16 protein-coding genes are annotated in these 12,837 nt (G+C 38.9%); 5 read left to right on the top strand and 11 right to left on the bottom strand.

Going from position 1 to position 12,837, the window contains the following annotated elements; translation table 11 throughout:
- Positions 1–8: 8 nt before the first annotated feature.
- Genes dhaM through dhaK form a run of 3 tightly spaced genes read right to left on the bottom strand, consistent with a single transcriptional unit; the run spans position 9 to position 1,957 of the window.
- Positions 9–383: a dihydroxyacetone kinase phosphoryl donor subunit DhaM gene (gene dhaM / locus FRX52_RS00455; RefSeq protein WP_146459860.1), complete on the bottom strand. Its 375-nt coding sequence runs from the start codon at positions 381–383 to the stop codon at positions 9–11.
- Entirely contained in the window at positions 376–957 is a 582-nt protein-coding gene (dhaL, locus tag FRX52_RS00450; protein WP_146538093.1) for a dihydroxyacetone kinase subunit DhaL, read from the bottom strand. Before dhaL ends, dhaM begins: the two co-directional genes overlap by 8 nt.
- Positions 958–970: 13 nt before the next feature.
- Positions 971–1,957: a dihydroxyacetone kinase subunit DhaK gene (gene dhaK, locus FRX52_RS00445; RefSeq protein ID WP_146538092.1), complete on the bottom strand. Its 987-nt coding sequence runs from the start codon at positions 1,955–1,957 to the stop codon at positions 971–973.
- Positions 1,958–2,126: 169 nt separating this feature from the next.
- Here dhaK and dhaS point away from each other — a divergent pair, with 169 nt between their 5' ends.
- Positions 2,127–2,654: a dihydroxyacetone kinase transcriptional activator DhaS gene (gene dhaS, locus FRX52_RS00440; RefSeq protein WP_146459853.1), complete on the top strand. Its 528-nt coding sequence runs from the start codon at positions 2,127–2,129 to the stop codon at positions 2,652–2,654.
- 9 nt (positions 2,655–2,663) lie between these two features.
- Positions 2,664–3,653 carry a DhaKLM operon coactivator DhaQ gene (dhaQ, locus tag FRX52_RS00435; RefSeq protein WP_146538091.1) on the top strand — a complete coding sequence of 330 codons (990 nt, stop codon included), beginning with the start codon at positions 2,664–2,666 and terminating at the stop codon, positions 3,651–3,653.
- Positions 3,654–3,683: 30 nt separating this feature from the next.
- Here the strand turns inward: dhaQ and FRX52_RS00430 are convergent, their stop codons facing one another.
- Complete coding sequence (locus FRX52_RS00430; protein WP_146538090.1) at positions 3,684–4,679, bottom strand: NAD(P)/FAD-dependent oxidoreductase; 996 nt, start codon at positions 4,677–4,679, stop codon at positions 3,684–3,686.
- A 193-nt stretch (positions 4,680–4,872) separates the two neighbouring features.
- Between FRX52_RS00430 and lctO the strand changes: the two genes are divergently transcribed.
- Entirely contained in the window at positions 4,873–6,009 is a 1,137-nt protein-coding gene (lctO, locus tag FRX52_RS00425; protein WP_146538089.1) for an L-lactate oxidase, read from the top strand.
- 32 nt (positions 6,010–6,041) lie between these two features.
- On the opposite strand, the gene trmD is transcribed toward lctO, so the two are convergent.
- The 7 genes from trmD to FRX52_RS00390 all read right to left on the bottom strand — a co-directional run bounded on the left by trmD (position 6,042) and on the right by FRX52_RS00390 (position 10,208).
- Positions 6,042–6,764: a tRNA (guanosine(37)-N1)-methyltransferase TrmD gene (gene trmD / locus FRX52_RS00420; RefSeq protein ID WP_146460735.1), complete on the bottom strand. Its 723-nt coding sequence runs from the start codon at positions 6,762–6,764 to the stop codon at positions 6,042–6,044.
- Positions 6,754–7,272: a ribosome maturation factor RimM gene (rimM, locus tag FRX52_RS00415; RefSeq protein ID WP_146538088.1), complete on the bottom strand. Its 519-nt coding sequence runs from the start codon at positions 7,270–7,272 to the stop codon at positions 6,754–6,756. The genes trmD and rimM overlap by 11 nt, the downstream gene beginning before the upstream one ends.
- 99 nt (positions 7,273–7,371) lie before the next feature.
- The gene (locus FRX52_RS00410; protein WP_146459845.1) at positions 7,372–7,617 is read right to left on the bottom strand and encodes a KH domain-containing protein; all 246 of its coding nucleotides are present in this window, start codon (positions 7,615–7,617) and stop codon (positions 7,372–7,374) included.
- A 10-nt stretch (positions 7,618–7,627) separates the two neighbouring features.
- The gene (gene rpsP / locus FRX52_RS00405) at positions 7,628–7,900 is read right to left on the bottom strand and encodes a 30S ribosomal protein S16 (RefSeq protein WP_146459844.1); all 273 of its coding nucleotides are present in this window, start codon (positions 7,898–7,900) and stop codon (positions 7,628–7,630) included.
- Between the two features lie 175 nt (positions 7,901–8,075).
- Positions 8,076–8,912 carry an amino acid ABC transporter substrate-binding protein gene (locus FRX52_RS00400; protein ID WP_146538087.1) on the bottom strand — a complete coding sequence of 279 codons (837 nt, stop codon included), beginning with the start codon at positions 8,910–8,912 and terminating at the stop codon, positions 8,076–8,078.
- Between the two features lie 15 nt (positions 8,913–8,927).
- A complete protein-coding gene (locus FRX52_RS00395; RefSeq protein ID WP_146459840.1) occupies positions 8,928–9,557 on the bottom strand; it encodes an amino acid ABC transporter ATP-binding protein in 630 nt (209 codons plus the stop codon).
- 9 nt (positions 9,558–9,566) lie between these two features.
- Positions 9,567–10,208 carry an amino acid ABC transporter permease gene (locus FRX52_RS00390; protein WP_146459838.1) on the bottom strand — a complete coding sequence of 214 codons (642 nt, stop codon included), beginning with the start codon at positions 10,206–10,208 and terminating at the stop codon, positions 9,567–9,569.
- Positions 10,209–10,645: 437 nt separating this feature from the next.
- On the opposite strand from FRX52_RS00390, the gene FRX52_RS00385 reads away from it, so the two are divergent.
- Positions 10,646–11,767, top strand: coding sequence for a PTS sugar transporter subunit IIC (locus FRX52_RS00385; protein WP_146538086.1), 1,122 nt, complete (start codon positions 10,646–10,648; stop codon positions 11,765–11,767).
- A 20-nt stretch (positions 11,768–11,787) separates the two neighbouring features.
- The gene (locus tag FRX52_RS00380; RefSeq protein WP_146538085.1) at positions 11,788–12,819 is read left to right on the top strand and encodes a branched-chain amino acid aminotransferase; all 1,032 of its coding nucleotides are present in this window, start codon (positions 11,788–11,790) and stop codon (positions 12,817–12,819) included.
- Positions 12,820–12,837 lie beyond the last annotated feature (18 nt).

Genomic DNA, 12,837 nt, shown 5'->3' with positions numbered 1-12,837 from the left:
TGCTGCGTTTATTTTACGATTATCAAATCTTTTAGTTGTTCAAGAATGTCTTCTAAGCCAACTCCAGCTTGTAAAAGTGCTGCTGCAGCGTAGGTCCCTTCCAAAACTGGCACATCTTGAATAAGCAAGGTCTTGTCTGATAAATCTGCGACCATTTCTAAATTCATTCGAGCTGAGCCTAGATCATAAAAAGCTAAGAGTTGCGAGCAAGGATTGTCTGCCACAATCGCTTCAATTTGTTCAAAACTAGTACCGATACTACCATCAAGCAAGCCACCAACATAGGTCACAGGCACATCTTTTGCCACTTGGTTAATGAGATTAACCACACCTTGAGCCAAGTCCTTAGAATGAGAAACCAGTACAATACCCAAATCAGTCATTAGCCACCACCACTTCTAAAAGCGAATCAAATAGCAAGGCTGACGAATAGGAACCTGGGTCAAGATGACCCACAGAACGTTCACCCAAGTAAGAGGCACGCCCTTTAGTTGCGACTAATTCTTTTGTTTGCTCTGCATAAGCATAAACTTTCTCGACACTTAAATCGCCCATTTTTAACGCTTCAATAGTTGGTTGCCACACATCAATCATGGTCTTTTCACCCAGACTCGCTTTTCCTCTTTTGACAATCATCTCAAGGCCTGATTCTAAAAGTTTAACCACATTTTCTTCATCACTAGCTTTACTCATGCCAATAAAAGCTGAGCCGTAAAGAGGACCTGACGCACCACCAACCTTACTCAACAATTGCATACCAACGGTCTTAAATACTTCACCTGTGCTGGCAAATACTTTCTGATCGAGGGTTTCCATGACAGCAGCCATCCCACGCGCCATATTTCCCCCATGATCTCCATCCCCAATCGGAGTATCCAATTCACTCAAGTAATCCTTATTCTCTTGAATCTTTTCATTAAAATGAGTCATCCAAGCTAATGCTTCTGCTACTTTCATCCACTACTCCTTTCTACCAAGCTGGTGTATTAACTGGACTGTTCAAGGCTTCTAACCAGTCAGCTTCTAATTTCATCAAGGTCAAAGATAAGCCTGCCATATCAATGGCCGTCATATAATTCCCTAGTTTCTTATAAACCACTTTAATGCCTTTATCGGCTAAAAGATTAGCAACATCATGAGCAAACACATATTGTTCCATCAAAGGAGTCGCTCCCAAGCCATTGATTAAAAGGGCAAATTCTTGACCTTCTGTCACTGAAAAATCGGACAAGAGTTTGTCAACCAATTCTTTTGCCAAGACTGTTGACGGTTGCATTTTTTCTTTACGATAGCCAGGCTCGCCATGAATCCCTACTCCATATTCAAACTCATCATCCGCAAGAACAAAGCCTGGTTTACCTACTTCTGGCACAGTTGCTCCAGATAGGGCTAAACCAATGGTTCTAATATTTTTCACTAATTCGTCTGCCAAAGCCTTCATTTCTGCCAATGACTTACCTTCACGCGCCGCATGACCTAAAATTTTATGAACAAAAAGGGTGCCTGCCACGCCACGACGTCCTTGGGTATAAAGGCTATCTTCTACTGCTACGTCATCATCAACAATGACACTTGCCACCTCAATCCCTTCCATCTCTGCCAACTCTTGCGCCATTTCAAAATTCATGATGTCACCAGAATAATTCTTAATGACCATAAAGACTCCCGCGCCTTCATCAGCTGCCTTGATGGCTTCTAAAATCTGATCTGGCGTTGGTGACGTAAAGACCGCTCCACAGACCGCAGCAGATAACATCCCTTCTCCAACAAAACCAGCATGAGACGGTTCATGACCTGAACCACCACCAGAAATAAGACCAACCAGTCCTTTTTTCTCTGCCTTACGCACCAGCACATCATAACCATCTAAACGTTCCAACAAATCAGAATGGACAAAACCAATCCCTTCAATCATCTCATTGACAACATCTGTAGGCTGATTGATAATTTTTTTCATGATAAATTCCTCCTTAGCATAAGTAATCATGTATTAACACTTTCATTATACTCATTTCAAGATCATAAGATAAGGGACAATTTTTTTAATTTGTCCCTTTTAATCTTTTTAGACTAGCTTTTCGTTCAAATTTTGTTAAGATTAAACTAGGTCTTTTGGGAGGTTTGCCATGACATCATCTTTGATTACCAAAAAACGTATTGCTAAAGCCTTCAAAAATCTCTTGGCTACTCAGGATTTCCAAACCATTTCTGTTGTTGATATTATGAAACTGGCCAAGATTAGACGTCAAACTTTCTACAATCATTTTGTAGATAAGTATCAGCTAATGGACTGGATTTTTGAAAGTGAATTGCAAGAACGTATTACTGATAACCTAGACTTCATTTCTGGGCGTCAACTGTTGATGGAACTCTTTTTATATTTTGAACAGGAACGCTATTTTTATCTTCAACTCTTTGATAGCAGAGGGCAAAATAATTTTTACGACTATTTTGTCGGCTATTGTCAGATTTTGGTGACAAAAATTATTAAAGAATATGCCACATCAGCAAAAATGGCTGACCCGCAGTTTTTAGATTTTCATCAACATTATCATAGTCATGCCCTAGCGCAAACCATCAAGGACTTTCTTCATCACAAACAAGCCTTGCCCAAACCAGACTACTTAATTAGTGAAATTTGTGCGATAGATTAGGAGATTATTATGCCCTTTATTCATAATCATAAGGAAAATATTATTTCCGACTACTTGGCCGGTTGTTTAAGCCTTTATCCACACCTAGAAAAACACCCTAATCTGCCTTTGATTTATCACAAAAATCATGATGACAAAACTGTTCCTATTCTATCAGGTGGAGGAACTGGGCACGAGCCTGCGCATATCGGCTTTGTTGGACAAGGTATGCTGACGGCTGCTATTTATGGCCCTATCTTTACACCACCAAGTGCCAAAGACATCTATCAAGCCATTCGATTCCTTGACAAAGGGCATGGCGTATTTGTCATTATCAAAAATTTTGAAGCTGATTGCCTCGTCTTTAAACAGGCCATTCAAAAAGCTAAGGCTGATGGGCACGCTGTCAAATACATTCTTTCACATGATGACATTTCTATTATTCCCAATCATCCCTTTCAAATTCGCGGGAGAGGACTGGCTGGCACAGTTTTACTCCATAAAATCTTAGGCAGTATGGCACATCAAGGGGCAACATTAGAACAATTGGAACAAGAAGGTTTTGAATTAGCAACAAAAATTGCCACCATTGGCTTTGCGACCAAATCATCAACCAAACCACGAGCTGCCCTTCCCTTATTTGATTTAGAAAAAGAATTGATTTCTTATGGTAGTGGCATTCATGGTGAAGAAGGTTATCGAATTGTTCCTTTTGAATCCTCTGAAAAATTAGCTATTGAAATCATCAACAAACTGAAATTACACTTTCATTGGAATCCACATGATCAATTTATCCTGTTGGTTAACAACCTTGGCACGACTACCGATTTAGAAATGGGAATTTTTCTCAACGACATCAAACAACTACTTGAAATCGAAGATTTGGACATTCCTTTGGTTAAGGTTGGTAAATACATGACTAGCCTTGATATGACAGGAATTTCGGTCAGCCTTTGTCATATTAGTCGGTTAAACTGGTTAACCCATCTACAAGAACCGACGCAGGCTTTTGCTTGGTAAATAAAAAACTGGAATAACTTCCAGTTCTTTTTATTTAATCAAAGAAGTGGAATGAACCACTCGATTGTCCCTATCAGGATAGATATAGTTGATGGCTTGGTTGACGGCTATCGGAGCTTCACCGAATCCTGTTGCAATCAAATCCACTCGTCCATCATAACTAGCAGCATCTCCAATAGCGTAAATGCCCTCTTGGCTGGTTTCAAACAAGGGTGACACACAAACACTAGAGCGTTTGGCCTCTAAATTCCAATTTTTCAAATTTTTATTTGAGGTTGAAAAACCAAAACTGACAATCAAGGCATCTAGTGGCAAATCAAGGACTTCTTCCCCCTTAACTTTCTGAACCCTCAAGGATTTAAGTTGTTGACCGTCACCTAGTAATTCAATAGGCAAATAAGGTGTTAAACGCTCAACCTTAGATTGTTCCAAGGCAGCAACGCTATGCTCATGAGCTCTAAAGGCATCTCTACGATGAACCAAGGTCACTGATTTCGCCAAATCTGCCAGACTATTAGCCCAATCAACTGCCGAATCACCACCACCACAAATGACCACATCTTTATCAACAAAGTCCTCCAAATGTTTAACATGATAGTAGAGATTTTGTTCAGCATAGTTTTCTTCTCCTTCTAAACCAAGTTTACGAGGAGCAAAGGCACCATTGCCACAAGCTAAAATAATGGTCCTAGACTGATGTTGTGCCTTATCTGTTTCAATAAGAAAATAATCTCCAACTTTCTCAAAAGTCTTAACTTCTTCTTTTAGGCAAATTTCAGTTGTTTCCTTGAAACGTTCCAGTTGTTCTAACAACTGTTCTACCAACTCTTTACCAGATATAGCTGGATAGGCAGGAATGTCATAAATCAATTTTTCAGGATAAAGGATAGCTGGCTGACCCCCTAGGTCTGCCAAACTCTCAATAATCTTAACATGTAAACCTCGAAGTCCAGCATAAAAAGCCGCAAACAAACCCACTGGCCCACCACCAACAATGGTAATATCAACAATCGTCTTATCGTTCATAATCATCTCCAATTTCTTTATCAACTTCTCTAGTATAACACAAATTCAAAGCCTCATCTTAAATGAAAAATTGTGAAAAAAATAATTTGAAAATTCCATAAGCTAATCTGTTGACAGGCTGTTTTTTTCGTGATAAGATAACAATATAAACGTGAAAGCGTTACCAAATTTATTTATATTAGGAGGAAAGTGTATGACTTTCAATACAAGCACGGCTGAGGGCCCTATTACTTTTTATAATCTTTATGATTTAGAAAAAATGGCACAACATGTTATTCCAAAAGGTGCTTTTGGTTACATCGCTAGTGGTGCAGGGGATACGTTTACTTTGTACGAAAATATTCGTGCCTTCAATCATAAGTTGATCGTTCCAGAAACCTTACGTGGCGTTGAAAATCCTGACACAAGCACTGTATTTGATGGTGATAAGTTAACTTCTCCAATTATCATGCCACCTGTTGCGGCTCAAAAATTGGCTAACGTTCAAGGTGAAGTAGCTTGTGCAAAAGGTGTTAGCGACTACGGTACTATTTATACAACAAGTTCGTATGCTTCAGCAGACCTTCCAGAAATTTCACAAGCTCTTAACGGATCACCACACTGGTTCCAATTTTACATGAGTAAAGATGACGGCATCAACCGTAACATCATGGATCGTGTAAAAGCAGAAGGATGTAAAGCTATTGTTCTTACTACTGATGCTACTGTTGGTGGTAACCGTGAAACAGATGCTCGTAACGGCTATGTGTTCCCAGTAGGTATGCCAATCGTTGAAGAATACTTACCACAAGGTGCTGGTAAATCAATGGACTTCATTTACAAATCAGCAAAACAAGCCCTATCACCACGTGATGTTGAGTTTATCGCAGAATACTCTGGCTTACCAGTTTATGTTAAAGGCCCACAATGTAAAGAAGATGTTAAACTAGCTCTTGATGCTGGTGCTTCTGGTATCTGGGTAACTAACCATGCTGGTCGCCAATTGGATGGTGGACCTGCAACATTTGACTCACTTCAAGAGGTTGCGGAAGCTGTTGACAAACGCGTTCCAATCGTCTTTGACTCTGGTGTACGTCGTGGTCAACATGTCTTCAAAGCTCTTGCTTCTGGTGCTGATCTTGTTGCTGTAGGACGTCCTGTTATCTATGGTTTAGCACTTGGTGGTAGTGTCGGTGTTCGTCAAGTCTTTGATAAATTGACAGATGAATTGAAGATGGTTATGCAATTGGCTGGTAAACAAACTATCGAAGATGTTAAGAATACAACACTTCGTCACAATCCATACCCATCTCCACTACCTTCTGAAGCAGCTCCACTTAAACTTTACTAATTTTCAGTACAACTAACATAAAAAGAAACCTTTTATTCAAAGGTTTCTTTTTTTATGTCTTCTAATAATTGACTTTCTTCTGCTGTCAGCTGATAATTTTCCAACAAATCCGGACGGCGTAAATAAGTTTTTCTTAATGATTCTTTCAGACGCCATTGACGGATATTTTCATGATGACCACTCATCAGCACATCTGGAACCACCATACCTTGATAATCATAAGGACGTGTATATTGAGGATATTCCAATAAACCAGATGAAAAACTATCATCTTGATGACTAACCTCTTTACCAATAACTGATGGAAGCAAACGAACTGTGGCATCAATAATGGTCATGGCTGCCAATTCTCCTCCTGTCAAGACAAAATCTCCCAAAGAAATCTCATCTGTCACCAAGGTCTTTATTCTTTCGTCATAACCTTCATAATGGCCACAAATAAAAATCAATTCTTCTTCTTGGGCTAATTCTTCAGCGTAAGTTTGATCAAAGGAACGACCGGCAGGATCCAACAAAATCACTCGTGGATTTTTTTTGTCAATAGCATCAAAAGCGTCAAAAATCGGCTGTGCTCTTAATAACATCCCTTGACCACCACCATAAGGCTCGTCGTCCACATGGCGTGCTTTTTCAGCATAATTTCTAAAATTATGATAGGTCACTCTGACCAGTCCCTTATCTCTCGCCTTGCCAACAATAGAATGTTCTAAAGGCGAAAACATTTCTGGAAAAAGGCTTAAGATATCAATCTTCATCATCTAAACCCTCTAACAATTCAACAGCTACTCTACCTGACGCCAAATCCACCTCAAGAATCACTGATGGAATATAAGGTAATAACAAATCACGTTTCCCTTGACGCTTCACCACCCAGACATCATTGGCTCCTGGTTGTAAAATTTCTTTGATTTCACCAATGTAATTGTCTTGTTCATAGACTTCAAGACCAATGATTTCATAGTAGTAGAATTCGTCATCTTCCAAATCGGTCAAATCTTCTTCGGCAATTTTAAGAAAATGTTCCTTATATTTTTCCACTTCATTGATGTGATAATGGTCTTTGAACTTAACAATGTCAAAATTTTTATGTTTACGATGACTAGCAATTTCCACGGTTTTAACCAAGTGATCATTGGCATCAAAAAGAGCTAACTGACTTCCTTTTTTGAAACGTTCATCTGCAAAATCAGTCACACTCAAAACCCTTAGTTCACCTTGTAAACCTTGTGTGTTAACAATTTTTCCAACGTTAAAATAATTCATGCCATCTCCTAATATCTGTAAACTATTGTCTTTTTATTCTATCATGATATGCTTAAAAAGACCAGTCTAACCAAGAAAAAACAGCTCCCAAGAGCTGTTTTAATTTGTTTTTTCATCAATCACTAGACGAACTTTCTTACCTTGAATTGGCACGGAATAGACAATCGATCTTATTGCAGAAATCGTTCGCCCCTTTCTACCGATAATACGACCAATATCTTGGGCATCCAAATCAAGATGGTATTCCAAAAATTCGGGAGTATCCTGTATTTTGATAACAAGTTTATCTGGTTGTGAAATCAGAGGTTTCACAATCGCAATAATAAGATTTTCAATCGTGTCCATAGGCTAAGAATTATTTAGAAAATTTTTGTTCGTGGAATTTCTTCATCACGCCAGCTTTTGAAAATAGGTTACGTACTGTATCAGATGGTTGAGCACCTTTTGACAACCAATCAAGAACACGCTCTTCTTTAAGGCTAACTTGATTTTCTTCTACAAGTGGGTTGTAAGTTCCAACTGTTTCGATGAAACGACCATCACGTGGTGCACGTGAATCTGCTACGTTAATACGATAAAAAGGTTTTTTCTTTGAACCCATACGAGTCAAACGAATTTTTACTGCCATGTGTAAAATCTCTTTTCTATTTCTTTATTATTTAAGGGAAACTCCCCCTTACTTAAAACAGTATAACACAAGTAAAAAAGGGTGTCAAGAAAAAAACTTGACACCCTTTTAATTTTATTATTAGAAAAACTACCTTCTAAAAATTTAGAAGATAGTTTAAGAAATATTAAATTGACTAATTTTTTACTTGCTCAGTAGCAATGTCTTCACCGAACCACTTATCTGATATTTTCTGGAATTCACCTGATTGATAAAGATTTTTGAAACCTTGGTTGATTTTATCAACTAAAGTCTTATCTGCTTGACGAGCACCTACTGCAAAATCTTCACCACTATATTCACTAGCAATAATGTTATATTGATCTAGTTGCCCTTCTTTTTGCAAGTAGTAATTAGCATAAACACGATCAATCAATAGCCCATCAATACGGTCATTTTTCAAGTCAATCAAGGCTTCTGTAAAGGTACTATACTGGGTTGCATCTTGATCTTTGACCAAATCTTTTAAGACTTGTGGATTATTTTGGAAGGCATCGTAACCAGAAGAGCCTGCCTGTACACCTAAAACCTTATCTTTCATCTCAGCAAAAGAGTTAATTTTAGATGACTTCTTAGTTACCAAGACTTGCTCGTTATTCATATAAGGATTGGTAAACAGTACTTTCTTCGCACGTTCATCCGTCATGGAATAACCATTCCAAATTAAATCAATCTTACCATTAGTTAATTCAGTTTCTTTTAGATCCCAGTTAATCGCCTGCCATTTAACCTTAATCCCGTAAGATTCAAACAAGGCATTAGCTAAATCAATATCAAAGCCAACATTCTGACCTGACTCATCTTCAAAGCCCATTGGAACAAAGGTGTTATCAAATCCAATTGTAATGGTTTTTTCTTTTTCATAACGTGCCCATTGATCCGTAGATATGGCTGAGTTTGTACTATTTTTAGTTTGACAAGCTACTAAAAGAAAGCTCAAACCTAAAGTTATTATTGCAAGGAGTTTTTTCATGTTCTCATTTTCTTTCTATTTGGGATAAACTTTCACAATATCATCAGCAATATGCTGAGCAAAGTCTAAATCATGCGTAATGATTAACTGAGTGATGCCGGTTTGCTTATTTTGCAAAATCAATTGTTCCACCTCACGACGTAATTCAGGATCAAGAGCTGAAGTTGGCTCGTCATAGCCGATAATTTCAGGATCAATCATCATGGCTCGGGCTAGGGCTACCCGTTGTTTTTGACCACCAGATAAGGCGTGAGGGTAGTTCTTAACTTGATTAGAGAGACCAAGACGCTCTAACAGCTCTAATGCTTTTGTTTCCGCAGCTGCCCTAGACATACCTTGAGTCTTAACAGGTGATAAGATTAGGTTATCTAAAACGGTCAAATGTGGAAATAATTGAAAATCTTGAAAAACAAAACCTAGCAATTGATTTTTAGTGAAATAGTCTCGTCCTACTTCTTTTCCATTATGGAAAATCTGTCCACTATCAATACTTTCTAAACCAGCTAACATGCGAAGCAAAGTGGTCTTTCCTCCACCAGATTGACCAACAATAGCCAAGGTTTTTCCTTTTTCAATGGTTAAGTCAAAATTCTCAAAAATTTGTTTACTGCCAAAACGCTTGGCAATTTGTTTTAACACTAACATGATGTCTCCCTATTTGTAATAGTTATATTTCTTTTCAACTTGTTTAGACACCAAGGTCAATCCACCAATGACAATCAGGTAAATAGCACCCGCAATAAACATCGGTACTAAACTGGCATCACGGTTAGCTGCCGTCCTACTCGCCAAAAGTAAATCACCTACACCTAAGGTATAAACTAAGGCCGAATCTTTAACTAAAGTAATGACTTCATTAAACACACTTGGTAAAACCACCTTGGTCACCTGTGGCAAAATGACATAACGAATAGTTTGTAACTGACTAAGCTTAAGTACTTGAGCCGCCTCATACTGACCCTGAGGAATACTTTCAATACCACCACGAAATATCTCTGCAAAATAAGCAGCATAATTCAATGTGAAGGCTAAAATAGCTGCTGGCATCCGATCAAGTGTAATGCCAACATTTGGCAAAACATAATAGATGAAAATCAATTGCAAGAGCAAGGGGGTTCCTCGCATGATCCAAATATAGATGGTCAATAACCAGTTAAGAAACTTAATTTTCAGTTTCATCACAAAAGCTAGTATCGCTCCTAAAGGAACGGAGAGAACTAACACTAGCACAAAAATTTGCAAAGTTACTAAAGCCCCCTTTAATAAACTGGGCAAAACTTCAAATAGATAAGACATCTTTTCTCCTTCAGTGATAATCTCTACTATTTTACCAAAATAATCCAAACTTTGTAAAGTAAATCTTTTATTGAGGCTCGTCAACTGATTTTGAAATACATTTTTTTCTGTACAATTTTCATACTAATCTGATGATTTCTTGAAAAATTTAATTGATTTTTCAAAAAACTCTTGTCATTCTGAAAAGTTTTTGCTAAAATACAATATATATTAAATTTTGATAATAACAAATTTTAGAAAGGAGCTTGCTATGATGCTACTAGTTGTCGCTATTATTCTTATTATTATGGTTGAACACGTTTATATCAGTAGTGGATAGCAACGCTTTTTTCTGTACACTTGTATGATAAAGCCAGTAGCTACTCACTTTGTAGCTATTGGCTTTTCTATTATCAAAATTTAATAGTGAATTTTTTATCAAATGAAAGGAAACTGTTATGACAGCAACAAAATCAACTCTTTCTGTCGGTCAATTTCTAAATAAAGTTCTTAACGGAACTGCTATCGCCGTAATCGTCGGCCTTATTCCTAATGCCATCTTGGCTGTTCTTTTAACCAGTAGCCTATTTCAAGGCAACAGCTTTGTAGCTACTTGGCATTCAGCCAACGTCCTCTTTCAAGCTACCATCCCTGCCTTAATGGGAGCCTTAATTGCGCTTCAATTCGGATTTGATGGGCTGAAAGTCGGTGTCGTTGCTGCTGCCACCTATGTTGGTTCTGGAGTAACTAGTAAATCAGCCGTCGCAGCTGGATTATTGAGCCAACTTCAAGATAGTAAGGCAAGTGAGGAAGTCATCCAAACTGCCACAACACTAGCTGGTTCTTTCTTTACCGCTGGAACTGGTGACATCATCAATGCCATGTTAGTGGCTAGCTTGACTGTTGCCCTTCTTCTTGCTCTTGGCGACAAATTGGGCTCACTCAATATCATCTTTTTACCAATCCTATCTGCCTTGGTAGCCACAGTTGGTCTTTACACTCTTCCACATGTCAAAGGCATCACCACTCAAATCGGAGTTCTTATCCAAAACTTTACAGAACTTCAACCTTACTTGATGAGTATGTTAATCTGTGTCTCATTTGCCATCCTTATCGTCTCACCTATCTCAACGGTCGCAATCGGTTTAGCCGTTGGATTGACTGGTATCTCGGCTGGTGCTTCTGCCATGGGAGTGGCCGCAACTACGATGGTCTTAGTCGTTCATTCTTTCACTGTTAATAAACCTGGAGTGACAATCGCTGTTGCCCTTGCTTCGATGAAAATGATGATGCCAAATGTTTTCAAAAATCCTATCGTTTATGTCAATATCGTCACTACGGCAGCCCTTTGCTCACTACTTGTTCCTCTTTTTAATATCACAGGAACACCTGCTAGTGCTGGATTTGGTCTTGTCGGTTTAACCGGTCTATTTGCCTCAATCAATGGTGGACTATCACCTGTCCTAGCACCAGTAGTTTGGATTTTATTACCTTTGGCTATCGCTATCGCCACTCGCTTTGTTTACACTAAATTACTAAAACTTTATTCTGCAGAAGTCTTTAAGTTTGAAACAAAATAACAATCAAGGAGATTTATCTTATGACAACACCTGCTTCACAATTAGACTGGAACAATCTTGGCTTTGCCTATATGAAATTACCTTACCGCTATGTAGCACGTTACAAAGACGGTGCTTGGCAACAAGGAGAACTTACAGAAGATGCTGACTTTAATATCTCTGAATGTTCTCCCTGCCTTCACTATGGGCAACAAGCCTTTGAAGGCATGAAGGCTTATCGTACCAAAGACGGTTCACTTCAACTCTTTAGACCTGATATGAATGCCGAGCGTCTGCAACGTTCAGCACGTCGTTTGCTCATGCCCCCTGTTACTACTGACATGTTTATTGATGCCGTCAAAGCTGTTGTAAAAGCCAATGCCGACTATGTCCCACCTTATGGTTCTGGAGGCACCTTATATCTTAGACCGCTTTTGATTGGTGTCGGAGATGTTATCGGCATCAAGCCCGCACCTGAATACATCTTCTGCGTCTTTGCCATGCCTGTTGGTAATTATTTCAAAGGTGGCTTGACCCCAACTAACTTCTTGGTGTCAACTGAATTTGACCGTGCTGCTCCAAATGGTACTGGTGCTGCAAAGGTTGGGGGGAACTATGCTGCCAGCTATCTACCAGGAAAATTGGCTCAAGAACGTCAATTCTCTGATGTCGTTTACCTTGACCCTGCCACACACACCAAGATTGAAGAAGTCGGAGCCGCCAACTTCTTCGGCATCACCAAAGACAATGAATTTGTCACGCCACTCAGCCCGTCAATCCTACCTTCAATCACCAAATATTCACTGCTTTATCTAGCTGAGCATCGTCTTGGTCTTAAAGCCATTGAAGGAGATGTGCCAGTCGCAGAACTCGATCGCTTTGTTGAAGCCGGTGCTTGTGGAACGGCTGCTGTCATCTCACCAATCGGTGGCCTACAAATCGGTGAAGACTTCCATGTCTTTTATAGTGAAACAGAAGTCGGACCTGTCACTCGTCGTCTTTACGAAGAATTAACTGGTATCCAATTTGGCGATGTGGACGCTCCTGAAGGCTGGATTGTCAAAGTTGACTAAAGCAAAAAATCTTAGATC

Source organism: Streptococcus sp. sy018 (assembly GCF_007859185.1).
Lineage (GTDB): Bacteria > Bacillota > Bacilli > Lactobacillales > Streptococcaceae > Streptococcus.
The sequence above is the reverse complement of the archived record's forward strand: the minus strand, read 5'-3'. Positions and strand labels throughout refer to the sequence as shown.

What these genes read in the sequence shown, in the direction of transcription:
- rpsP (WP_146459844.1), bottom strand. Translation starts at nt 7,900, where the DNA reads ATGGCAGTAAAAATTCGTTTGACTCGTATGGGTTCAAAGAAAAAACCT.
- FRX52_RS00380 (WP_146538085.1), top strand. Translation starts at nt 11,788, where the DNA reads ATGACAACACCTGCTTCACAATTAGACTGGAACAATCTTGGCTTTGCC.
- FRX52_RS00400 (WP_146538087.1), bottom strand. Translation starts at nt 8,912, where the DNA reads ATGAAAAAACTCCTTGCAATAATAACTTTAGGTTTGAGCTTTCTTTTA.
- dhaL (WP_146538093.1), bottom strand. Translation starts at nt 957, where the DNA reads ATGAAAGTAGCAGAAGCATTAGCTTGGATGACTCATTTTAATGAAAAG.
- FRX52_RS00430 (WP_146538090.1), bottom strand. Translation starts at nt 4,679, where the DNA reads ATGAACGATAAGACGATTGTTGATATTACCATTGTTGGTGGTGGGCCA.
- trmD (WP_146460735.1), bottom strand. Translation starts at nt 6,764, where the DNA reads ATGAAGATTGATATCTTAAGCCTTTTTCCAGAAATGTTTTCGCCTTTA.
- dhaM (WP_146459860.1), bottom strand. Translation starts at nt 383, where the DNA reads ATGACTGATTTGGGTATTGTACTGGTTTCTCATTCTAAGGACTTGGCT.
- FRX52_RS00385 (WP_146538086.1), top strand. Translation starts at nt 10,646, where the DNA reads ATGACAGCAACAAAATCAACTCTTTCTGTCGGTCAATTTCTAAATAAA.
- dhaK (WP_146538092.1), bottom strand. Translation starts at nt 1,957, where the DNA reads ATGAAAAAAATTATCAATCAGCCTACAGATGTTGTCAATGAGATGATT.
- FRX52_RS00395 (WP_146459840.1), bottom strand. Translation starts at nt 9,557, where the DNA reads ATGTTAGTGTTAAAACAAATTGCCAAGCGTTTTGGCAGTAAACAAATT.
- FRX52_RS00410 (WP_146459845.1), bottom strand. Translation starts at nt 7,617, where the DNA reads ATGGACACGATTGAAAATCTTATTATTGCGATTGTGAAACCTCTGATT.
- lctO (WP_146538089.1), top strand. Translation starts at nt 4,873, where the DNA reads ATGACTTTCAATACAAGCACGGCTGAGGGCCCTATTACTTTTTATAAT.
- FRX52_RS00390 (WP_146459838.1), bottom strand. Translation starts at nt 10,208, where the DNA reads ATGTCTTATCTATTTGAAGTTTTGCCCAGTTTATTAAAGGGGGCTTTA.
- rimM (WP_146538088.1), bottom strand. Translation starts at nt 7,272, where the DNA reads ATGAATTATTTTAACGTTGGAAAAATTGTTAACACACAAGGTTTACAA.
- dhaQ (WP_146538091.1), top strand. Translation starts at nt 2,664, where the DNA reads ATGCCCTTTATTCATAATCATAAGGAAAATATTATTTCCGACTACTTG.
- dhaS (WP_146459853.1), top strand. Translation starts at nt 2,127, where the DNA reads ATGACATCATCTTTGATTACCAAAAAACGTATTGCTAAAGCCTTCAAA.